19 protein-coding genes are annotated in these 21,485 nt (G+C 70.9%); 10 read left to right on the top strand and 9 right to left on the bottom strand.

The features are described 5' to 3' along the window. Window positions 1-30: 30 nt before the first annotated feature. Both BLP38_RS07770 and BLP38_RS07765 read right to left on the bottom strand, forming a co-directional pair. On the bottom strand, window positions 31-705 hold the full coding sequence (locus tag BLP38_RS07770; protein WP_091355503.1) for a DUF1775 domain-containing protein: 675 nt from the start codon (window positions 703-705) through the stop codon (window positions 31-33). Between the two features lie 78 nt (window positions 706-783). After that, complete coding sequence (locus tag BLP38_RS07765) at window positions 784-1,362, bottom strand: hypothetical protein (protein ID WP_091355500.1); 579 nt, start codon at window positions 1,360-1,362, stop codon at window positions 784-786. An 84-nt stretch (window positions 1,363-1,446) separates the two neighbouring features. Between BLP38_RS07765 and BLP38_RS07760 the strand changes: the two genes are divergently transcribed. Continuing rightward, on the top strand, window positions 1,447-2,763 hold the full coding sequence (locus tag BLP38_RS07760; protein WP_091355497.1) for a M50 family metallopeptidase: 1,317 nt from the start codon (window positions 1,447-1,449) through the stop codon (window positions 2,761-2,763). A gap of 7 nt (window positions 2,764-2,770) precedes the next feature. Here the strand turns inward: BLP38_RS07760 and BLP38_RS07755 are convergent, their stop codons facing one another. Continuing rightward, window positions 2,771-4,675 carry a chorismate-binding protein gene (locus tag BLP38_RS07755; RefSeq protein ID WP_091355494.1) on the bottom strand — a complete coding sequence of 635 codons (1,905 nt, stop codon included), beginning with the start codon at window positions 4,673-4,675 and terminating at the stop codon, window positions 2,771-2,773. 226 nt (window positions 4,676-4,901) lie between these two features. Here BLP38_RS07755 and ispG point away from each other — a divergent pair, with 226 nt between their 5' ends. Together ispG and BLP38_RS07745 are read left to right on the top strand one after the other, a co-directional pair. Beyond that, window positions 4,902-6,032: a flavodoxin-dependent (E)-4-hydroxy-3-methylbut-2-enyl-diphosphate synthase gene (ispG, locus tag BLP38_RS07750; protein ID WP_091355490.1), complete on the top strand. Its 1,131-nt coding sequence runs from the start codon at window positions 4,902-4,904 to the stop codon at window positions 6,030-6,032. Between the two features lie 261 nt (window positions 6,033-6,293). Then, a complete protein-coding gene (locus tag BLP38_RS07745) occupies window positions 6,294-7,181 on the top strand; it encodes a hypothetical protein (RefSeq protein ID WP_157681081.1) in 888 nt (295 codons plus the stop codon). A gap of 23 nt (window positions 7,182-7,204) precedes the next feature. On the opposite strand, the gene BLP38_RS07740 is transcribed toward BLP38_RS07745, so the two are convergent. The 3 genes from BLP38_RS07740 to BLP38_RS07730 are packed head-to-tail and all read right to left on the bottom strand — an operon-like array spanning window position 7,205 to window position 10,364. Continuing rightward, complete coding sequence (locus tag BLP38_RS07740) at window positions 7,205-8,224, bottom strand: 1-aminocyclopropane-1-carboxylate deaminase (RefSeq protein ID WP_091355483.1); 1,020 nt, start codon at window positions 8,222-8,224, stop codon at window positions 7,205-7,207. Next, a complete protein-coding gene (locus BLP38_RS07735) occupies window positions 8,221-8,883 on the bottom strand; it encodes a GntR family transcriptional regulator (protein WP_091355480.1) in 663 nt (220 codons plus the stop codon). The genes BLP38_RS07740 and BLP38_RS07735 overlap by 4 nt, the downstream gene beginning before the upstream one ends. Window positions 8,884-8,930: 47 nt before the next feature. Beyond that, on the bottom strand, window positions 8,931-10,364 hold the full coding sequence (locus tag BLP38_RS07730) for an RNB domain-containing ribonuclease (RefSeq protein WP_231916460.1): 1,434 nt from the start codon (window positions 10,362-10,364) through the stop codon (window positions 8,931-8,933). Between the two features lie 89 nt (window positions 10,365-10,453). Here BLP38_RS07730 and BLP38_RS07725 point away from each other — a divergent pair, with 89 nt between their 5' ends. Then, window positions 10,454-11,344: a cation-transporting ATPase gene (locus tag BLP38_RS07725; RefSeq protein ID WP_091355472.1), complete on the top strand. Its 891-nt coding sequence runs from the start codon at window positions 10,454-10,456 to the stop codon at window positions 11,342-11,344. A 13-nt stretch (window positions 11,345-11,357) separates the two neighbouring features. Here BLP38_RS07725 and pcp read toward each other — a convergent pair whose 3' ends face one another. Continuing rightward, window positions 11,358-11,993, bottom strand: a complete 636-nt coding sequence (pcp, locus tag BLP38_RS07720; protein WP_172824677.1) for a pyroglutamyl-peptidase I — start codon at window positions 11,991-11,993, stop codon at window positions 11,358-11,360. A 47-nt stretch (window positions 11,994-12,040) separates the two neighbouring features. On the opposite strand from pcp, the gene BLP38_RS07715 reads away from it, so the two are divergent. Further along, entirely contained in the window at window positions 12,041-13,834 is a 1,794-nt protein-coding gene (locus BLP38_RS07715; protein WP_091355469.1) for a proline--tRNA ligase, read from the top strand. Window positions 13,835-13,906: 72 nt separating this feature from the next. Further along, window positions 13,907-14,986, top strand: coding sequence for a TIGR00730 family Rossman fold protein (locus BLP38_RS07710; RefSeq protein WP_091355466.1), 1,080 nt, complete (start codon window positions 13,907-13,909; stop codon window positions 14,984-14,986). A gap of 10 nt (window positions 14,987-14,996) precedes the next feature. Here BLP38_RS07710 and BLP38_RS07705 read toward each other — a convergent pair whose 3' ends face one another. Further along, entirely contained in the window at window positions 14,997-15,797 is an 801-nt protein-coding gene (locus BLP38_RS07705; protein ID WP_091355463.1) for a DUF1206 domain-containing protein, read from the bottom strand. A gap of 119 nt (window positions 15,798-15,916) precedes the next feature. Here BLP38_RS07705 and nusA point away from each other — a divergent pair, with 119 nt between their 5' ends. The 4 genes from nusA to rbfA all read left to right on the top strand — a co-directional run bounded on the left by nusA (window position 15,917) and on the right by rbfA (window position 20,585). Continuing rightward, window positions 15,917-16,906, top strand: coding sequence for a transcription termination factor NusA (nusA, locus tag BLP38_RS07700; RefSeq protein WP_091355459.1), 990 nt, complete (start codon window positions 15,917-15,919; stop codon window positions 16,904-16,906). Between the two features lie 9 nt (window positions 16,907-16,915). After that, window positions 16,916-17,182, top strand: coding sequence for a YlxR family protein (locus BLP38_RS07695; protein ID WP_091355455.1), 267 nt, complete (start codon window positions 16,916-16,918; stop codon window positions 17,180-17,182). A gap of 92 nt (window positions 17,183-17,274) precedes the next feature. Beyond that, the gene (infB, locus tag BLP38_RS07690) at window positions 17,275-20,013 is read left to right on the top strand and encodes a translation initiation factor IF-2 (protein WP_172824676.1); all 2,739 of its coding nucleotides are present in this window, start codon (window positions 17,275-17,277) and stop codon (window positions 20,011-20,013) included. Window positions 20,014-20,150: 137 nt separating this feature from the next. Next, complete coding sequence (rbfA, locus tag BLP38_RS07685; protein WP_091355447.1) at window positions 20,151-20,585, top strand: 30S ribosome-binding factor RbfA; 435 nt, start codon at window positions 20,151-20,153, stop codon at window positions 20,583-20,585. Between the two features lie 19 nt (window positions 20,586-20,604). Here rbfA and BLP38_RS07680 read toward each other — a convergent pair whose 3' ends face one another. After that, a complete protein-coding gene (locus BLP38_RS07680; protein WP_091355443.1) occupies window positions 20,605-21,471 on the bottom strand; it encodes an adenine glycosylase in 867 nt (288 codons plus the stop codon). Window positions 21,472-21,485 lie beyond the last annotated feature (14 nt).

Raw genomic sequence — 21,485 nt, 5'->3', positions numbered from 1 at the left:
TCATCGCACCCGGCCTCCGGCCGGCCCGGGTCAGACCTTGCGGCGGTTCAGGATCGCGACGACGAGCGCGGCGGCTCCGAGGACGAGGGCTCCGCCGCCGAGCCACGTGGCGATCGGATCCGTGGAGGTCGCCGCCGCCGCCGGTGCGGCGGCGGCGGCGTGGTCATCGTCGTCGTGATCCGACGAAGCCGCGGAGGCGGCGCCGACCGCGACGACGGGGGCGGGCGACTCCAGCGTCTCGGGGTCTTCGCCGTCCTTCACGATCTGGTTCCACTCGGTCTCGCCCGTCGCACACTGCTGCGTGACGGGGAAGGCGACGTCGGTGCCGCCGACCTTGGACGAGAAGAGGGCATCGAACGAGGCCGAGGCCGCGAGGCCGTCCTCGATCGGGGTGATCGCGGTGTAGGTGACCTGGGTGGGCACGTTGTTCTCGCCGAGGACGCGACTGACCTTCCACACGCCGTCGACGACGGGGGTGACGTTGTCGACTCCCTGGGGGATGTCGAAGACGAGGGCGGTGGTCGCCGCGCCGTCGCAGCCGTGGCTGAAGGAGAAGTCCAGCCGCGAGGTCGCGCCGGCGGCGGCACCGTCGGCGTGGACGTGGACGTGGGCGGATGCCGCCATCGGAGCGGCGAGGACGAGGGCGCCGCCGAGGGCGAGGCCGGTGAGGGTGAGCGCCGAACGGCGCGCAGGACGAGTGGTCATGATGGGGGTCTCCCTGAAAGAGGCGGATTCGTGTCCGCCGGTGGATGGTGAGCGTGGGCCGCGGGTGCCGCGGCAGGCTCAGCGGGGAGGCCCGCGTCGGGAGAGGTCGGCGAGGACGAGTCGCGGCCGAAGGCGCAGCGGTTGCGGGAGGGCCGCCGCGGGCGCCGGTATCGGGGAGAGCGGCGCAGGTGCGGTGGGGCGCAGGAGGTGCCGGATGCCGCGGGCTACGGCGCGCAGCATCCGTTCGCCGTGGCACACCGCCACTGCGGTCGCGATGCCCGCGATGACGTGGGCCGCCAGCATGTCGGTGCCGGTCGCCATGCCTGTTCCCGTGGACGGGTCGAGGATCAGCAGGCCGTGGTGGTGCGTCGACGCACCCGCCTGCGGGACCGCGTCCCCCACCAGGGCGAACGCACCGTGCAGGATCGCCTGAGCGGTCACGACCGCCAGGCCCGTACGGAATGCTCCCGGGCGCGAGCCCACGATCGCGAGGGCGACGGGCCAGGCCAGCAGTGCCACGGTGAGCACGAGCCACGGAGCGGGTGGTGTGCCGCCTCCGAGCGTGTGCGCGGCCGATGCGGTGAGCGTCGCGATCGCCGCGGCACCGCCCGCTCGCGCGACGCGTGCGCGGCGAGGGTCGGCGGGGCGGGGGATCACCCCTCCAGCCTAGATCGGTCGCGGGCAGACCTCGGCGGGCGTCGGTCATCGCCGGTTCATAGTGAGCGGGGGTAGCGTCGGCTCGTGACCGTTCTCGCATTCATCATCGGCGTCCTCGTGCTGGTGGTCGGACTCGCCGTGTCGATCGCCCTCCATGAGGTCGGACACCTGGCGCCGGCGAAGGCGTTCGGCGTCCGTGTCGGCCAGTACATGATCGGCTTCGGTCCCCGGATCTTCTCCCGGAGGATCGGCGAGACGGAGTACGGGTTCCGCCTCCTGCCGCTCGGCGGATTCATCTCCATGGCCGGGATGTACCCTCCCTCGAAGGCCGCTGCCGAGGGCGAGCCCGAGACGGGAACCCCCCGTCGCCGCCGGTTGTTCGAGTCGATGATCCAGGACGCCCGCGTCGTCAACGACGAGACGCTCAAGGGCGACGGCGGTGAGCGCGCCTTCTACCGCCTGCCCGTCTACAAGCGGGTCATCATCATGCTGGGCGGACCGGCCATGAACCTCATCCTGGCGATCATCCTGTTCGCGATCATGTTCTCGGGGATCGGTGTGCAGACCGCCACCACGACGGTTGCCGCCGTGAACGAATGCGTCCTCCCCGCCCAGACGTCGAAGACCGCCTGCGCGGCCGGTGATCCGGTGTCGCCGGCGGCGGCCGCCGGCATCCGTCCGGGAGATGTCATCGTCTCGGTCGACGGGACCGCCGTCGACACCTTCGCCGAGGCGTCCGCGATCATCCAGAAGTCTCCCGAGAAGACGCTTCCGATCGTCGTCGACCGCGATGGTGTGCGGCAGACCCTCGAGGTCACCCCGGTCCTCGCGACGCGCGAGGTGCCCGCGGCGGACGGCACCATGGCGACCGCGGAGGTGGGGTTCGTGGGCATGTCCGCCACCGTCGCGTACGTCCCTCAGCCGATCTGGGAGGGGCCGCAGGCAGCGATCGAGCAGACCGGCCGTGTCATGGGCATCATCTGGCAGCTACCCGCCCGCGTGTACCAGACCGCGGTGGACACGTTCACCGGTGCCGGTCGCGACCCGAACGGTCCCCTCTCTGTCGTGGGCGCCGGGCGTCTCGCGGGTGAGGTCGCCGCGACCGACGCACCGATCCTCAACCGCGTCTCGGGCATGCTCGCGCTGCTCGGCTCGTTGAACATCGCCCTGTTCGTCTTCAATCTCGTGCCGCTGCTGCCGCTGGACGGCGGCCACATCGTCGTCGCGCTCTGGGACGGACTCAAGCGCGTGTGGTCGCGGCTGACGGGGCGTCGCGCGCCGCGACCGGTCGACGCCACGAAGCTCATTCCGGTGACCTACATCGTCGTGATCGGTCTCGTCCTCATGGGCGGCACGCTGATCCTCGCCGACATCGTCAACCCGGTCCAGCTGTTCGGCTGACGCCGGTTCAGCCCTCGACGGGGCTGAGGGCGTGCGTGACCAGCCGGTCGAGGGTCGTCAGGCCGTCCCGCGACAGGATCGACTCGAGGTGGCCCTGCACGGACGCGTACCCGGGCCCTCGGAGCGCGTAGACATCGCCCGTCACGGCGTCCGCGGCCACGTCGGTCGCGCCCACCCGGTCGGTCCCCGGCGCGACGCGTGCCGTGAAGGTGTTGTAGAACCCGATGGATGCCGCGGCCCCGAACACGTCGACGGTCTTCTGGAGCCCCTGGTGCGGGCTCGCCAACGGCGCGAGGTCGATGCCCAGCCGGTCGGCGAGGACCTGATGGCTCAGACAGACGGCGAGGAGGGGCGCGCGCGCGTCGAGGCGGGCTCCGACGACCTCGCGCAGGCGCGCGATCCGATCGCTGTCCGCATCGCGGGGGTCGCCGGGCCCGGGGCCCGAGACCACCAGGTCGGCCGCCGCGACGGCATCCGGCGTCGCCTCCGACCAGTGCGCGATCGTCACGGCGAAGCCGAGGTGGCGGAGCTGGTGGGCGAGCATCGTGGTGAAGCGGTCCTCGGCGTCCACCACGAGAGCGGTCCGTCCGGCCAGCGGTCCCCGGCTCGGTTCGCCCTGCGGGTTGAGCCAGAATGCGGCGAGGCGGGCGTTGCGTGAGGCGAGGAGCTCAGCGATCGCCGGGTCCTCGCCGAGAGGCCGGCGCGCCGCGGCGGGTGCATCCTCGTCGACCGGGGAGGCGACGACCGTGTCACGGGGGATGGCGCCGATCGCACCGAGGACCCCGGCGGCCTTGCCGTGCGTCTCGCCCACCTCGCCGTAGGGGTCGGAGTGGCGCACGAGCGTCGCCCCGACCGGGACGCGCAGGCGGCCGTCGACGACGTAGGCGGTGCGGATGAGGATGGGCGCATCGAGGTCGTGACCGCCGTCCGCGCGCGGCGTGAACAGTGCGGCGACCCCGGAGTAGTAGCCGCGGGGGCTCTGCTCGTGCCGCGCGATGACCGTGCAGGCGTTCTGCATCGGCGAACCGGTGACGGTGGGCGCGAACATCGTCTCGCGCAGGATGTCGCGGGGGTCCATCGTGCTCGTGCCGCGCAGCATGTACTCGGTGTGCGTGAGGCGCGACATCTCCTTGAGGTGCGGCCCCGTGATGCGGCCGCCGTCGCTGCAGACGGCCGACATCATCTTCAGTTCCTCGTCGACCACCATGAACAGTTCCTCCGTCTCCTTCGTGGAGGAGAGGAACTCGGTGAGCGTCTCGGCGGTCGCGCCGCCGGCGGGGTGCCGGAAGGTCCCCGAGATGGGGTTCATCGTCACGATGCCGTCCTGGGCGCTCACGTGCGCCTCGGGACTCGCGCCGACGGCGAGGTGGTCCGGCGTCGAGACGAGGAACGTCCAGTACGCGCCCCGTTCGTGCTCGAGGAGTGCGCGGAACCAGGTGAGGCCCGCGGTGAGCGGGTCGCCGTCGACGCCCGCGACGTAGTCGCGGCGGATGACGAAGTTGGCGCCCTCACCGCGGCCGATCTCGTCGGCGATGACGCGGCGGACGATGTCGGCGTACGACTCGTCGTCGATGTCGAAGCCGGCATCTTCGAGCGGGATGCGGGCCGTCGGCAGTTGCGCGAGGGCGTCGGCCAGGGGGAGGGCGCGGCGCTCGCCGACGACGAGACAGCGGAGGGGGGCCTCGTCGTCGTGGCACGCGAATCCGCGCTCGACGACCTGGCGGAACGGCACGAGGGCGAGGACCTCGCGCCCTGCGCCGGCGTCATCGGTGAGGGGGATGTCGGCGAGCAGTTCGACGTCGATGACGTCGCCCGTGAGTACCTCGACGGTTTCGCCATCGCGGGCGAGGAGGGCGAAGGGGACACCGCGGGCGGCGAGGTCGGCGAGGATGATCGGGGCGGTGCCGGTCATGGTGGTTCTTCCGTTCGGGGCGGTCGCCGGTAAAACGAGAAACGACCGCCGGGCGTTCAGCTCAGGCGGTCGTCGAATGCTCGCAGCGTCCGCCTCAGGCGGGGCGCCACCACGTGCGGTTCGCGAACATGGGGCGAACCTACCACAGGCGGCTTTCGCGGCTGCCTACCGTGCCGCGCGCTCCCCAGCGGCTTAGGCTGGAGTCGTGCCAGCAGTCAACATCGGGATGCCCCGCGTGCCGGAGACCCTCGCGCCTCGCCGCAAGAGTCGTCAGATCAAGGTCGGCAAGGTCCTCGTCGGCGGCGACGCCCCCGTCAGCGTCCAGTCGATGACGACGACGCCCACGACGAACATCAACGCCACCCTGCAGCAGATCGCCGAGCTCACGGCCTCCGGCTGCGAGATCGTCCGTGTCGCCGTGCCCCACCAGGCTGACGCCGATGCGCTCAAGATCATCGCGATGAAGAGCCAGATCCCCGTCATCGCCGACATCCACTTCCAGCCGCGGTACATCTACAGCGCGATCGACGCCGGCTGCGGTGCGGTGCGCGTGAACCCCGGCAACATCCGCGAGTTCGACGGTAACGTCGGTCAGATCGCCGCTGCGGCGAAGGCCGCCGGGGTGTCGCTGCGCATCGGTGTCAACGCGGGCTCGCTCGACAAGCGACTGCTCGAGAAGTACGGCAAGGCGACGGCCGAGGCCCTCGTCGAGAGCGCCGTGTGGGAGGCATCCCTCTTCGAAGAGCACGACTTCCACGACTTCAAGATCTCGGTCAAGCACAACGACCCCGTCGTGATGGTGAAGGCCTACCGCATGCTCGCCGAGCGGGGCGACTGGCCGCTCCACCTCGGCGTGACCGAGGCCGGACCCGCGTTCCAGGGCACGATCAAGAGCGCGACGGCCTTCGGCATCCTGCTCGGCGAGGGCATCGGCGACACCATCCGCGTCTCGCTGTCGGCGCCTCCCGCCGAAGAGGTCAAGGTCGGCCACCAGATCCTGCAGTCGCTGAACCTCCGCGAGCGCAAGCTCGAGATCGTCTCGTGCCCGTCCTGCGGTCGCGCGCAGGTCGACGTCTACTCGCTGGCCGACAACGTCACCGAGGGTCTCAAGGACATGACGGTCCCGCTGCGCGTCGCCGTCATGGGATGCGTCGTCAACGGTCCCGGTGAGGCGCGCGACGCCGACCTCGGTGTCGCCTCGGGTAACGGCAAGGGTCAGATCTTCGTCAAGGGCGAGGTCGTCAAGACCGTCCCCGAGGAGGACATCGTCGCGACTCTCATCGCCGAGGCGAACCGTCTCGCCGACGAGATGGGCCCGGACGCTCCGCTGGGAACGGCGCAGGTCGTCACCTCCTGACGTCCGCAGCCGACGACGTATACCGGCCACGAAATGGGCGATGTCCAATCGATGTCGGAACTGACTGCTCCCGTGGGGCACGCCTGACAGGATGTAGCCATGCGTCTGAGCTCGGCCCTGGTAGTCGTCACGCTGTCCTTCTTGACATTGACCGCCTGCGCGGCACCCGAGGCGACGCCGACCGCGCCTCCCATCGAGGTTACGGAACCGGCCGCGACGCCGTCGCCCTCACGGTCGGAGACTGCCAGCCGTACCGAGCCGGTGCGGTATTACGAAGGAGACTGTTCACGTGTCCTCGACGCGACGCAACTCGACGACCTCGTCGGCGAGGGATGGCTGGACGAGGACGAGTTCATAACAAGAACGGGGGCGGACATGTACGTCGACCCGGAGCCCGAGGGAACCCTCGGCGGCCTCTCCTGCCGATGGCTCACGCCGGAAGAGCAGAACCTCACCGTCCTGGTGCTTCCAGAAGCCGAGGTGACGGAACGGCTCGCGGGTGCATTCGATTCCCGCCAGTGCGCCCCTTCCTACGACGCGGTGATCTGCCGCGTCGCGCGGTCGGTCGACGGACGGTGGATCCTCGCCTCTTCGTACGGTCGCTCAGACCTGCTCCCGTCCGAGGATACGTTGCTGCAAGCGATCGATTCGGTCGGTCGGTCGGCGTCATCGGGGGCGGGAACGGCCGAGCCGGTGACGCGGACCGACTCGTGGTGGAACGAGCCCGCGTGCGACGTATTCGCGACCGCCATGCGCTTCGACGAGTTAGCCGAGGGCGGATTCGAGCTCGGCTTCTACGAGGGATCGGAGCAGGCGGAGCAGACGATGTTCGCCGAGGCGGGAGTCGCGCAGCTGTGTCCCTTCTACTCTGCGCATGAGCGGATGGCGCCCGACGAGGAGTTCCGGCTCTTCTCGGTCGTCACATACCCGGGCGGCGGGTGGATGTTCGACGCGCTGGCCAGGTCGCCGCATGTTGAGCCGGTGGACGTTGCGGGCGCGACCGAGGCGGTCATCCATCCGGATGGCGATGCACATGGACTGCTGTATGCGACCGACGGCGTCAACGTGCTCGAGGTGATCGGGGGCCCGGATGACGACTTCTCCCGGGACGTCGCGGAACGTGCCCTCGCCGTGCTCGGTTCGCGCTGAGGCGGAGCCGACCGACCACGTTCTCAGCTCCAGAGCGAGTGGTAGGCGTTGATCGCCGGCTGCCCGCCGAGGTGCGCGTAGAGCACGGTCGAGTCCTTCGGGATGTCGCCGCTCTGCACGAGGTCGATGAGCCCGGCGAGCGACTTGCCCTCGTAGACCGGGTCGGTGATCATCGCCTCGAGCTGTGCTCCGAGCGCCATCGCCGACATCGTCGAGTCGACGGGGATGCCGTAGAGGTCGCCCGCCCAACCTTCCAGCACCTGGATCTCGTCGTCGCGCAGATCCCGGCCGAGCTCGATCAGTTCCGCCGTGTTGCGGGCGATGCGTGCGACCTGGTCGCGCGTCTTCTGCAGCGTGGCGGACGCGTCGATGCCGATGACGCGGCGCCGCACGCCGGTGAGCTCTTCGAGGGCGGCGAAGCCGGCGATCATTCCCGCGTGGGTCGATCCGGTCACGGTGCAGACCACGATCGTGTCGAAGAAGACGCCGAACTGCTTCTCCTGCTCGGCGACCTCGAAGGCCCAGTTCGCGAATCCGAGACCGCCGAGGCGGTGCTCCGACGCGCCGGCGGGGATCGGGTAGGGGGTGCCACCGGCATCCTCCACGTCCTGCAGTGCCTGCTTCCAGGAGTCCCGGATGCCGATGTCGAAGCCGGCGTCGTCGAGGCGGGAGTCCGCGCCCATCATGCGCGACAGCAGGATGTTGCCGACCTTGTCGTTGACCGGCTCGTCCCACGGGACCCACTTCTCCTGCACGAGACGCGCCTTGAGGCCGAGGTGCGCGGCGACGGCCGCGACCTGGCGGGTGTGGTTCGACTGGTAGCCGCCGATCGAGACGATCGTGTCGGCGCCGCTCGCGAGCACGTCGGGCACGATGTACTCGAGCTTGCGCGTCTTGTTGCCGCCGAAGGCCAGGCCGCTCGAGACGTCCTCGCGCTTGGCCCACACCTGCGCGCCGCCGAGGTGCTGCGTCAGTCGCTTCAGATGCTGGAGGGGGCTCGGCCCGAAGGTCAGCGGGTGGCGGGGGAACTGGTCGAGGATCACGGGGTCTCCTGGGGTGTGGTGTCGGTGAGGAGGTCGAGCCAGAGGCCTTCGGCGACGGATGCCGCGGCGTGGGCGTCACGGGCGGTGCAGTGTCGGATGAGGTCGGCGTGTCGGGATGCGGATGCGGATGCGTCGTGAGATCCGAAACGCAGCCGCTCGGCGCGTTCGAGGACGGGGCCGTAAAGCGCGAGGACGGTGCGCACCGCCGCGTTCGACGCACGCTCCACGGCGACGGCGTGGAACGCACGATCCGCAGCGAGGGCTGCGTCGGTGTCACCGGCGGCGTGCGCAGCGACGAAGGCGTCATTGGCCTCCTGCATCCGCTGGATGTCGCCGTCGGTGAGCAGCGGGGTCGCCTCGACGACCGCGACGCGATGCATGGCGGCGACGACCGCGGCGGCGTCCTGCACGTCCCGACCCTCGACGGGGGAGACGACGGTCGACCGCCCGGGGAGCGCCTGGACGAGCCCGGAGCGGGCGAGGTCGAGGAGCGCCTCGCGGACGGGGGTGCGGGAGACGCCGAGCCAGACGGCGAGCTCGGCGTCGCGGAGCTGCTCGCCGGGCGCGAGAGTTCCGTCGACGATGGCTTCACGGAGGCGCGTGCGGACCTCATCGCGCAGCAGCGGGCGCGGCGGCGAAGCAGTGGCAGGGACCGGCATGCAATATATTGCAGCGGGTTCGGGGTCCGAATGCAACTCGGGCCGCCTCAGACCGCCGTGAATTCCGTCGTTCCCGTGGCGATGTCGGTCCGCGTCAGGCGCACCCGCACCAGGCTCCCCGGTGCGCCCTCGACTGCTGCCACCGTCGCCTCGACGGGCGGTTGCGTCAGCGCGACACGCGCGCCGTCGTCACGGCGCCGGAGGACCACGGCCTCGAAGACCTCGCCCTCCCGGCCGTGCAGGAGCGCGGCCTCGACACGATCGACCGCACCGGCGTCCAGACGCCCGGCGAGCTGCGACGACCGCCCCATGATCGAGGGCAGTTCGTCGAGGGTCGACCGCACCTCGTTCGGGACCTCCCGCCTGTTCGCGAGCGCCTCGCACACCAGCAGCGCCCAGCGATCGACGAGACGTCGCAGCGGTGCCGTCACGTGCGCGTACGGGGCGGCGATCGCCGCCTGCTCCGTGAGCTCGGGCAGCTCGCCGTCGAATGCGGCGTAGCCGGCGCCTCGGAACAGCCCCGCGGCGTGCTCGCGGACGACGCGGCCGAGCGGCGTCCGCGGCAGGTCCCGGAGGTAGTCGCCGTACGAGACGCCCTCGGCCCACGGGAGGCCGAATCCGACGGTCTGCGCACGGAAGGCCGCGACGTCCTCATCGGATGCCGGGGGCATCGTCCGGAGGATCCCCACCCGTCCCGCGATCATCAGCTCGGCGGCCGCCATGCCGGTCATGAGCGAGACCTGCGCGTTCGCGTCCTCGAGGGGGACGCCCTCGTCGACGTCGAGCGTGTAGCCGTCCGTCGTCGGGGCGATGCGGGTCTCGGGGAGATTCAGGCTCGCCCCGCCCCGCTCGCTCTCGCGACGCGCTCGCTCCTCCCCGAACCAGACGAGGTGCCTCAGCGTGTCGGGCGCGGTCCCGTCGTCCACCGCGCGCTGGGCGTCGACGTACGACCACTGCGCCCGAGACCGGACGACTGCTCGGGTGAGAGTCGTCGTTGTGGGGCGGGCACCGGCATCCAACTCGAAGCGCCATACGAAGGCGCGGCGGTCGCGGTCCGGCAGGAGGGAAGCGGCGTCTTCGCTCAGGACGGCGGGATGCAGGGGCACGCGGCCGTCCGGGGCGTAGATCGTCTGCCCCCGTCGGCGGGCCTCGGCATCCACCGCGCCCCCGAAGGTGACGTAGGCGGGGACGTCGGCGATCGCGTAGTGCAGGACCGCGCCGTCGCCGGCGCGCTCGATGTGCATCGCCTGGTCGAGGTCGGTAGAGCCCTCCGGGTCGATCGTCAGGAACGGGATGCCGCGCAGGTCGACGAGCCCCGCCGCCGCCGGATCGGTCGGCACGGCGGTCGCTGCGTGCTCGGCTTCGGCCTGCACGTCCGAGGGGAAGGCGTCCGGCAGCGCGAGCTCGTCGCGGAGGGCGCCGAGCGCGTCCTTCAGCTCCGACTGGGCGGGGGAGACGAGGCGAGCACGACGGTGGGGCACGCGGCCAGTGTAGGACTCGGGATGCGATCGGAGGCGATTGAGGTCGTCCGTCCAGCCGGTCCATAACGGGGACGCATACCGTCGTCGGCATGAGCAAGCTCTCTCGACTGATCGGCATGGCCTCGAAGGCTCTCGACAAGACATCCGGCTCGTCCTCCGCAGGCGGCACGTCCGGTGCGTCCGGAGACTGGCGATCGGTCGTCCGGTCCGCCGCAGACGCCATCACGGGCGACGGTCGATCCCAGGGCGCCGCGCCGGCGCAGGGGAACACGTCGCCCGGCTCGCGGGGCGCGTACACCCCGCCGCCCGCGCCGGCGGCATCCGCTTCGCACGGCCGCTACACCCCGCCGCCCGCGCCCGGCTCGGTCGGCGCTCTCGCGCCGGCGGACCGTCAGGCGATCGCGCGGTACGACTACCTCATGCAGACCGCCGACCCGCAGCAGGTCGAGCAGATCCACCGCGAGGCCTTCGGGCGGCTGACCCCGGAGCAGCGAGCGCACGTGCAGGCGCGGATGGCGGCGGAGCTCCCGGCGCACGAGCAGCCGCGTTCCGCCGACCCGACTGATCTGGCGCGCGCCGCCGCGCGGACCGAGGCCTCTCGGCCAGGGATGCTGAAGGGGCTGTTGGCCCGTGCGAGCGGCCGCGGGGGCACCGGTTCCGGCATGGGACGCGTCGCCGGCGGCGCCGCCATCGGTGCGGGCGCAGGCATCCTCGGCGCCGTCGCGGGCGGTGCGATCGTCACCGCCGTCGCGGGGCCGCTGCTCGCGCAGGCCGCCGGGCTCGGGGTCGACTTCGACGCGCTCGCGCAGGGTGTCGACCTCGATGCGCTCGCACAGGGCGCCGATCTGGAGGGCCTCGCGGGGGACGCGCTCTCCGGCGTCGGCGACCACGTCTCGGGTCTCGGCGAGCAGGTCTCGGGCTTCGGCGAGAACCTCGGCGGCTTCGAGATCCCAGGCCTCGGCGACATCTTCGGGCGCTGAGCGCGGCCGCTCGTCAGGACACCGACCCGCCGGGGCCGGTTGCGTCGACCTCGACGTCGAGGCACACGCGGACGGCGATCATGAGGGCGTCGACGATCTCATCGAAGGGGAGCGAAGGCATCCCCTCGGGCGCCGTCTCCGCGGCCCAGGGCACGTGGACGAAGCCCGCGCGCACGGACGTCCCCGCGGTCGCGTGGAGCGCGGCGTACATCGTCGCGTTGCAGACGAACGTGCCGGCGGTGTGCGAGACCGCTGCGGGGATGTCGGCACCGCCGATCGCGGCCCGGATCGCCTTGACGGGGAGGGTGGCGAAGTAGGCCGCCGGGCCGCCCTCGACGACCGGCGCATCCTGCGGACGGGCGCCGGCGTTGTCGGGGAGCCACGCGTCGGCGAGGTTGACCGCGACGCGCTCGGGGGTCACCGCGTGGCGCCCGCCCGCCAGTCCCGTGGCGACCACGACGTCGGGTCGGTGCTCGTCCAGCAGCGCCGCCATGCGGGCAATGGCGCCCTCGAAGGTGACGGGCAGAACGTCCGCGACGAGACGCTCAGAGCCGGTCCAGCGATCCGCGACCACGCGGACGGCGTCACCGGACGGATTGACGGTGTCGCCCGCGAACGGTTCGAATCCGGTCAGCAGCACAGTCGGCATCCCTCCAGTCTAAGCGCGCCCGGCCCGCGCACCTAGACTTGACCCTCGTGGTCACCCGTCTCTCGACATACTTCCTCCGCACGCTCCGCGAAGACCCGGCCGACGCCGAGGTCACCAGCCACCGCCTGCTGGTGCGCGCCGGCTACATCCGCCGCGCCGCGCCCGGCATCTTCACCTGGCTGCCGCTGGGCCTGCGCGTGAAGGCGAAGCTCGAGCAGATCATCCGCGATGAGATGGCGAACGCGGGCGCGTTCGAGGTGCACTTCCCGGCCCTCCTGCCGCGCGACCCCTACGAGGAGTCCGGGCGCTGGACCTCCTACGGCGACGGCATCTTCCGCCTGCAGGACCGCAAGGGCGCCGACTACCTGCTCGCACCCACCCACGAGGAGATGTTCACCCTCCTCGTGAAGGACCTGTACTCGTCGTACAAGGACCTGCCGCTGACGATCTACCAGATCCAGGACAAGTACCGGGACGAGGCGCGCCCCCGCGCGGGCCTGCTGCGCGGCCGCGAGTTCACGATGAAGGACGCCTACTCGTTCGACTACACGGACGCGGGTCAGGATGTGTCGTATCAGTCGCAACGCGACGCCTACGAGCGCATCTTCACGCGGCTGAACATGGAGTACGTCATCGTCGCCGCCGACAACGGCCTCATGGGCGGTGCGCGCAGCGAGGAGTTCCTCCACCCCATCGCGGTCGGCGAGGACACCTTCGTCCGCTCCGCCGGCGGCTACGCCGCCAACGTCGAGGCCTTCACGACCGTCGTCCCCGACGCGCTGCCGATCCCCGAGGGTGCGCCCGTCGTCTTCGACTCGCCCGCCACGCCGACCATCGAGACCCTCGTCGCGCACACGAACGCTCATCTCGAGGCTCCCGCAACCGGCATCGCCGGCCCTGCGACCGACGGTGCGACGCAGTGGACCGCCGCGCACACCCTCAAGAACGTCGTGCTCGCACTGACTCACCTCGACGGCACGCGCGAACTGGTCGTCGTCGGACTCCCGGGCGACCGCGACATCGACGACAAGCGTGTCGAGGTCGCCTTCGCCCCCGCCGAGGTCGAGGCCGCCACCGAGGCGGACTTCGCGAAGCACCCCGGTCTCGTCAAGGGCTACATCGGGCCTTGGTCCGCGAGCGGCGCGGTGCTGGGTGAGGAATCGACCACCGGCATCCGCTACCTCGTCGACCCCCGCGTCGTCGCGGGCACCGCGTGGGTCACGGGCGCCAACGAGCACGAGAAGCACGCCCACTCCGTCGTCTACGGTCGCGACTTCACGGCCGACGGCGTCGTCGACGTCTCGAACGTCCGCGCCGGCGACCCGGCGCCCGACGGGTCGGGCCCCGTGGAGCTCGCCCGCGGCATGGAGATCGGCCACGTCTTCCAGCTGGGACGCTTCTTCGCCGAGAAGCTCGGCCTCAAGGTCCTCGACGAGAACGGCAAGCTCGTCACCGTCACGATGGGCTCGTACGGCATCGGCGTGACACGCATCCTCGCGATCCTCGCCGAGCTCAACAACGACGACCGCGGGCTCGTCTGGCCCGAGTCGATCGCACCGTTCGACGTCCACGTCGTCGCGACGGGACGGGATGCCGCGGCTTTCGACCTCGCTGAGAAGCTCGCCGCCGACCTCGAGTCGGCCGGGCGCGACGTGCTCCTCGACGACCGGCCGAAGGTCTCACCCGGCGTGAAGTTCGGCGATGCCGAGCTCGTCGGCGTGCCGAAGATCCTCATCGTCGGTCGTGGCGCCGCCGAGGGCCAGGTCGAGCTCTGGGACCGCCGGTCGGGCGAGCGCACGACGCTCGCCGCCGCGGAGGCGGTCGCGGCGCTGACCGCCTGAGCGGCGGCATCCGTTACTGGCAGAAACCCTGCCGTTCACCCGTCGGATGCCGGATCGTGACAGCCTGGTGACATGTCGCCGAGCTCCACGTCCTCCCTCGACGGTGACGTCACCGACGCCGTCCGCACCCTGCTGTCCGATGCCGGTGTCGAGGAGGACGTCGACCTCGTCGCCCGCATCCTCATCACGGGAGTGGGACTCGGTGTCGACGACACGGACCGCCTCGACCTGAAGATCGCGTCGGCTGCGCTGTCGGAGATGCGCTCGGCGTTCGCGCTGTTCGCCCCGTACCGGTCGTCGCCGAAGGTCACCATCTTCGGGTCCGCACGCACCCAGCCGCACGACCCCCTATACCTCGCGGCGGCCGACATCGCGCGTGCTCTCGCCGAACGCGGCTGGATGGTCGTGACGGGGGCGGGGCCCGGCATCATGCAGGCCGCCGCCGAGGGCGCGGGACCCGATCGGTCCCTGGGCGTCTCGATCCGGCTGCCCTTCGAGGAGAAGCCGAATGCCGTGATCGCCGAGGCGGACCGCGTCGTCGCGATGAAGTACTTCTTCACGCGCAAGCTGATGCTCGTCAAGGAATCCCGCGGGTTCGTGGCCGTCCCGGGCGGCTTCGGCACCCTCGACGAGCTGTTCGAACTGCTCACGCTGCAGCAGACCGGAAAGGCGGAGCCGACGCCGATCGTGCTCCTCGACGCCCCGGGCGGCACGTTCTGGCGAGGCCTGGAGCGGTTCGCGCAGGAGCAGCTGATCCCCTCCGGCGTCATCTCTCCCGACGATCTGGATCGCGTCCTCATCACGGATTCGGTCGCCGAGGCGGAGTCGGAGATCACCGGGTTCTGGCGGAACTACGACTCCCTGCGCTGGATCGGTTCGCGACTCGTCCTGCGCCTGTGCGCCGAGCCGACCGACGCCGAGGTCGCCGAGCTCTCGCGGCGCTTCTCGCATCTGCTGACCGGCGGTCGGATCGAGCGCACGGCACCCTTGCGACGCGAGCGCCAGGACGAGGACCGACTCGACATGCCGAGGCTGCTCATGGACTTCGACCGTCATCGCGTCGGCGAGCTCCACCACCTCATCCGCGCCGTCAACGCGTTGGCCTCCGCTCCGCCGGCCACCCCGCCGAGCGAACCGCACGCCGTGTCGTGACGGGCTGGCCTCAGAGCTTCGCGTACCGAGCGCGGAGGAAGCTGAAGGCCGCGTAGACGACGAGCCCGAAGCCGATCAGGAACACGAGGAGCGGACCGAGCAGCTGCTCGAGGAGCGCCTCGATGGCGGCGTCGAACCCGCCCGCTGCGGCAGCCTCCTGTTTGACGGCCGCGACGATGAGCAGCACCCCGACGATCGCCACGGACAGGCCCTTGCCGAGGTAGCCGACGACCCCCGTCACGGTGACCGCCGTGCCCATAGCCCCGCGCGGGACGCGGACCTGCTTGTCGAAGGAGCGGCGCACCCCGATCGAGGCGAACACGAGGCCGCCGACGGCGAGTCCGACCCCCGCCGCTGCGACCACGAAGACGCCGCCGGGGGTCTCGAGGAGCCAATGGGTCACCTCCTGCGCGCTGCGGTCGCCGTCGAGCCGAGCGCCGAGCGCGACCGTCACGGCGATCGCCGCCAGGGCGAGGTAGACGACCGCCTGCCCGGCCGCCGACGACCGGCGTCCCCAGGCCGCGGCATCCGTCCCCTTCGCGAGGAAAGCCCGCAGCACCTGGAACAGGCCCAGCGCTCCGAGCAGCAGAGCGAGCAGCCACACGAGCGCGAGCCCGAGCGGTGCGTCGAGGATCGCGCGGAAGACGCCCGCCTGGTCCGATTCGCCGCGCCCGCCGAAGGAGATGACGATGACGATCACCCCGAAGAGCAGGTGCACGACGCCGTTCGCGGCGTACCCGCCGCGGGCCATCCCGCGTGCGATGGGGGAGCGGCGCACGCTCCGCGCGGCGTCCTCCACGGCGTCGGTCATCCCTCGATCTTCTCAGGTCGGGATCCCTTCGATCGGGTAACGTTGACGGGATGCCGCGACGCGCCGGGAGACCGGGTGCGAGCGGCGCCGTGTTGAGCAACTGAAAAAGGGAGGCACCTATGGACATCGACCTGGGGCTGCTGCGGACCGTCGAACGCGAACGGGAGATCCCGTTCGAGGAACTGATCCGGATCATCGAGCAGGCCATCCTGACGGCTTACGCGAAGCACACGTCCCCCGACGGTGAACTCCCCGAGGGCGCGCGCGCCCACCTCGACCGCAAGAGCGGACACGTCGCCGTGTACATCCCGCTGCGCGACGAAGAAGGCGCCGTCATCGGCGAGGAGGAGTCGACACCCGACGACTTCGGCCGCATCGCCGCGTTCGCCGCGAAGCAGGTCATCAGCCAGCGCCTCCGCGACATCGCCGACGACGCCGTGCTCGGCGAGTTCAAGGGCAAGGAAGGCGACATCGTCGCCGGCGTCGTCCAGCAGGGACCGAACCCCCGCATGGTGCACGTCGACCTCGGCACGATCGAGGCGATCCTGCCCCCCGAGGAGCAGGTCCCCGGCGAGGACTACGCGCACGGTTCGCGTCTGCGCGTCTACGTCACCTCGGTCTCGAAGGGTCTCAAGGGGCCGCAGATCACCGTGTCGCGCACCCACCCCGGTCTCGTCCGCAAGCTGTTCGCCCTCGAGGTCCCCGAGATCGCCTCGGGCGTCGTCGAGATCGTCTCGCTCGCCCGCGAAGCCGGTCACCGCACGAAGATCGCCGTCAAGGCGAACGACCCCGCGGTCAACGCGAAGGGCGCCTGCATCGGTGAGCTCGGCCGCCGCGTGCGCGCCGTCACCGAGGAGCTCGGCGGAGAGAAGATCGACATCGTCGACTACGACGAGACGCTGCCGAAGTTCGTGGCGAACGCGCTGTCGCCCGCCAAGGTGACCTCGAGCTTCGTGCTCGACCAGGCCACGAAGGCGGTTCGCGCACTCGTTCCCGACTACCAGCTCTCGCTCGCGATCGGCAAGGAAGGTCAGAACGCCCGGCTCGCGGCGAAATTGACCGGCGCGAAGATCGACATCCAGCCCGACAGCATTCTCGACGAGTCCTGACGCGGTAGGATGGAACCTGTTCGAACGTGTGTGGGATGCCGCACGCGTGCCCCCCGGTCCTCGTTGCTCCGCATCGTGGCCAGGGACGGCGCCCTCGTCATCGACGAGAAGGCCGTCCTCCCGGGTCGGGGCGCGTGGGTGCATGACACGGACCGTTGCGTGAGCACAGCTCTCCAGCGTCGCGCGTTCGGACGAGCACTACGGGTAGCCACTCCGCTGGACACAGCGGCACTGGATGCGCGGACCACCAGAGAATCCCTCCAGCGAAACGGCTGAACGGCTATGGACACAAAGTGAACGGCTCGAAATGAGACCCGTCCGCGAATGACGGTCCGCCCTGTCCGGGGCGGGCCCCAGACAGGAGAATTGTGGCAAAACCACGCGTGCACGAGATCGCTTCCGAGCTCGGCGTCGACAGTAAAGTCGCCCTCGCGAAGCTGAAGGAGCTCGGCGAATTCGTCAAGAGCCCTTCGTCCACCATCGAGCCCCCCGTGGCTCGCAAGCTCCGCGCCGCCCTCGAGGCGGAAGGCGTCAAGGCACCTGCCGCCGCGCCCGCGAAGCCCGCCGCCAAGGCACCGGCATCCGGCGCAACACCCGGACCCCGCCCGTCGGCACCCAAGCCCGCTCCGGCTCCTGAGCCGGCGGCCCCCGAGGCTCCCGCTCAGCCTGCAGCGGAGAAGCCCGCCGCAGCGGCGCCGTCGGCCGCACCCGAATCGGGCGCTCCGAAGCCCGGCGCTCCCGCACCTGCGGCCACGCCCGGCAAGCCCGGCGCTCAGCCGCCGCGTCCCGGTGGCGCGCCGCGCCCCGGCAACAACCCGTTCGCCAGCTCGCAGGGCATGGGGCAGCGCCCCGCCGGCCCCCGTCCGGGTAACAACCCGTTCGCGTCGGCTCAGGGCATGGGTCAGCGGCCCAACCCCGGCAACATCCCGCGTCCCCAGGCTCCGCGTCCCGGTGCCCCTCGCCCCGGCGCTCCGCGTCCCGGCGGCGCGGGTCGTCCCGGTGGCGGTCGTCCCGGCGCACCCTTCCAGCAGCGTCCCGGCGGCCCCGGCCGTCCCGGCGGCGCCGGCGGCTTCGGCGCCGCGCGTCCGGGCGCTCCGGCCGGCGGTTTCGCCGGTCGTCCCGGTGGCGGCGGTGGCCGCGGTCGTGGCCCCGGCGGTGGTACCGCAGGTGCCTTCGGTAAGGGTGGCGGCAAGTCCAAGCAGCGCAAGTCGCGTCGGGCGAAGCGGCAGGAATTCGAGATGCGGTCGGCGCCGGTCGTCGGCGGCGTCAACGTCTCCAAGGGCAACGGCGAGATCATCCGCCTGCGTCGCGGTGCGTCGATCTCGGACTTCGCCGACAAGCTCGAGGCCCTGCGCGGGTACAACGTCCAGCCCGGCACCCTCGTGACGATCCTCTTCAACCTCGGCGAGATGGCCACGGCCACCGAGTCGCTGGATGAGGCGACGTTCGAGATCCTCGGTGAGGAGCTCGGCTACAAGATCCAGATGGTGTCTCCCGAGGACGAGGACAAAGAGCTCCTCGAGGGCTTCGGTCTCGACCTCGAGGCCGAGCTGGAGGCGGAGAGCGAGGACGACCTCGAGATCCGTCCTCCCGTGGTCACCGTCATGGGCCACGTCGACCACGGTAAGACGCGACTGCTCGACGCGATCCGTCAGACCAACGTCGTCGCCGGTGAAGCGGGTGGCATCACCCAGCACATCGGTGCCTACCAGGTGTGGACCGAGCACGAGGGCATCGAGCGTGCGATCACCTTCATCGACACCCCGGGTCACGAGGCGTTCACCGCCATGCGTGCCCGTGGCGCGCAGGTGACCGACCTCGCGATCCTCGTGGTCGCGGCCGACGACGGCATCATGCCGCAGACGGTCGAGGCGCTGAACCACGCTCAGGCGGCGAATGTCCCGATCGTGGTCGCGGTCAACAAGGTCGACAAGCCCGACGCGAACCCCGCGAAGGTCCGTCAGCAGCTCACCGAGTACGGTCTGGTCGCCGAGGAGTACGGCGGCGACGTCATGTTCGTCGACGTGTCGGCTCGCCAGGGCACCAACATCCAGGAACTGCTGGATGCCGTCCTCCTCACCGCCGACGCGGGTCTGGACCTCACGGCCAACCCGAACAAGGCGGCCCGTGGTGTCGCGATCGAAGCGAAGCTCGACAAGGGTCGCGGTTCGGTCGCCACGGTGCTGATCCAGTCCGGAACGCTCCGCGTCGGTGACGCGATCGTCGCAGGCACGGCCTACGGCCGCGTCCGCGCCATGATCGACGAGAACGGCGATGCCGTGGACGAGGCCTACCCGTCGCGCCCCGTGCAGGTGCAGGGTCTGAACTCCGTGCCCCGCGCCGGTGATGTCTTCATCGTCACCGAAGAGGACCGCATGGCCCGCCAGATCGCTGAGAAGCGCGAAGCGGTCGAGCGCAACGCCCAGCTGGCCAAGGCCCGCAAGCGCATCTCGCTCGAGGACTTCACCCGCGCGCTCGAAGAGGGCAAGGTCGAGTCGCTCAACCTCATCATCAAGGGTGACGTCTCGGGTGCCGTCGAGGCCCTCGAGGAATCGCTCCTCAAGATCGAGGTCGACGACAGCGTGCAGCTGCGCATCATCCACCGCGGTGTGGGTGCTGTCACCGAGTCGGACATCAACCTGGCGACGATCGACAACGCGATCGTCATCGGCTTCAACGTCCGGCCCGACACGAAGGCCCGCGAGCGTGCCGCCCGCGAGGGTGTGGACGTCCGGTTCTACTCGGTCATCTACAACGCGATCGACGACGTCGAGCAGTCCCTCCAGGGCATGCTCAAGCCGGAGTTCGAAGAGGTCCAGTCGGGTGTCGCCGAGATCCGCGAGGTGTTCCGCTCCTCGAAGTTCGGCAACATCGCCGGTGTCATCGTCCGTTCGGGAACGATCACGCGAAACGCCAAGGCGCGGGTCATCCGCGACGGCGTCGTGCTCGCCGACGGCCTGGCCATCGAGTCGCTGCGCCGCTTCAAGGACGACGTCACCGAGGTCCGTACGGACTTCGAGGCCGGTATCGGTCTCGGCAAGTACAACGACATCCAGATCGGTGACGAGATCGAGACGACCGAAATGGTGGAGAAGCCGCGCGGCTGATCCTCAGGTTGCTACGGACTCGGATGTCCGTCCTCGGCAAGAGCGGGGCCCCTACCCCGATTGCCTCGGACGGACATCCGAGTCCTCCGCAGTTTCCGGCCCGCCGTATCGCGGGCCGGGTAGAGAAGGAGAAGGACATGGCCGGAGAACGGCAGGCACGGCTGGCGGACCGCATCCGCGTGCTCATCGCGGAGCGCCTCGACAAGGGGCTGCGCGACCCGCGGCTCGGATTCGTCACGATCACCGACGTGCGCGTCACGGGTGACCTGCAGCACGCGTCCGTCTTCTACACGGTCTACGGCGACGACGACGCGCGCACCGACTCGGCCGCTGCCCTCAAGGCGGCGACGGGGATGCTGCGCAGCGAAGTCGGGCGTCAGCTCGGCACGCGTCTGACCCCGACCCTCGAGTTCATCCTCGATGCCCTTCCCGAGAACGCGGGGCACATCGAGGACCTCCTGCGCGAGGCCCGCGAGCGCGACGCGCAGGTCGCGGGGATCGCCGCGTCCGGCACCTACGCCGGTGACGAGGACCCGTACGTGAAGCCCCGCGAAGAGGGCGACGAGGACTGACGTGCCCGCCTGTCGCGCTCTAGCGCGGCAGCTGCAGCATCCCGTCGACGGCCTCGACCAGGCCGTCGACGATGAGTGAGTCGATGGCCCGGTCCCGCTGCTGCGGGTCGGGCCATTCGGCGATCACGGCGGCGGCGGGCGCGACGTGGCCGTCGGCATCCCTCAGCACTTTCATGACGGCGCCGCGCGCTTGGCGGTCGCTGCCCTCGTAGCGTGCCTGCTTTCTGCGGTCGTCGCCCGTGTCGGGGTATCCGGCGGCGCGCCAGGCGCACATCTCCGCCAGGGGGCACGCCTCGCATCGCGGCGCCCGTGCCGTGCAGACGACGGCGCCGAGCTCCATGGCGGCCGCGTTGACGACCGCGGAGTCCTCGTCGTCCTCGGGGAGTATCGCGGCCATCGCGGCGAGGTCGGCCTTCGCCGGAGGCCCCGGCTGCGAGCGTCCCTCGACGGCGCGGGCGAGGACGCGTCGCGTGTTCGTGTCGACGACGGGATGCCGGTCGCCGAACGCGAACACCGCCACCGCTCGGGCGGTGTAGTCGCCGATCCCGGTGAGCGCGAGCAGGGCGTCGACGTCGCGGGGGACGACCCCGTGGTGCCGGTCGCGGATCTCGGTCGCCGCGCGGTGCAGCCAGAGGGCGCGTCGCGGGTAGCCGAGGTTCGCCCAGAGGCGGACCGCGTCGGCCGGGGGAGCGGCGGCGAGGTCGGCCGGTGTCGGCCAGCGTGCGAGCCACTCCTCGAGGCGGGGGATCACCCGGGCGACGGGCGTCTGCTGCAGCATGAACTCGCTCACGAGGGTGCCCCAGGCGCCGAACCCCTCGCGTCGCCACGGCAGGTCCCGGGCGTTCTCGCGGTACCACGCGATCAGCGGTGAGGCGAGGTCGGGCACCGCTCCAGCCTAGG

The organism is Microbacterium sp. LKL04, from assembly GCF_900102005.1.
GTDB lineage: Bacteria > Actinomycetota > Actinomycetes > Actinomycetales > Microbacteriaceae > Microbacterium.
Note: the sequence above shows the minus strand (reverse complement) of the source record. Positions and strands in the feature narration are given on the sequence as shown.

Coding starts and splice junctions, on each gene's coding strand:
- BLP38_RS07770 (WP_091355503.1), bottom strand. CDS start 705: ATGACCACTCGTCCTGCGCGCCGTTCGGCGCTCACCCTCACCGGCCTC.
- BLP38_RS07755 (WP_091355494.1), bottom strand. CDS start 4,675: ATGACCGGCACCGCCCCGATCATCCTCGCCGACCTCGCCGCCCGCGGT.
- ispG (WP_091355490.1), top strand. CDS start 4,902: ATGCCCCGCGTGCCGGAGACCCTCGCGCCTCGCCGCAAGAGTCGTCAG.
- BLP38_RS07735 (WP_091355480.1), bottom strand. CDS start 8,883: ATGCCGGTCCCTGCCACTGCTTCGCCGCCGCGCCCGCTGCTGCGCGAT.
- BLP38_RS07725 (WP_091355472.1), top strand. CDS start 10,454: ATGAGCAAGCTCTCTCGACTGATCGGCATGGCCTCGAAGGCTCTCGAC.
- pcp (WP_172824677.1), bottom strand. CDS start 11,993: ATGCCGACTGTGCTGCTGACCGGATTCGAACCGTTCGCGGGCGACACC.
- BLP38_RS07710 (WP_091355466.1), top strand. CDS start 13,907: ATGTCGCCGAGCTCCACGTCCTCCCTCGACGGTGACGTCACCGACGCC.
- BLP38_RS07705 (WP_091355463.1), bottom strand. CDS start 15,797: ATGACCGACGCCGTGGAGGACGCCGCGCGGAGCGTGCGCCGCTCCCCC.
- nusA (WP_091355459.1), top strand. CDS start 15,917: ATGGACATCGACCTGGGGCTGCTGCGGACCGTCGAACGCGAACGGGAG.
- BLP38_RS07695 (WP_091355455.1), top strand. CDS start 16,916: ATGGAACCTGTTCGAACGTGTGTGGGATGCCGCACGCGTGCCCCCCGG.
- rbfA (WP_091355447.1), top strand. CDS start 20,151: ATGGCCGGAGAACGGCAGGCACGGCTGGCGGACCGCATCCGCGTGCTC.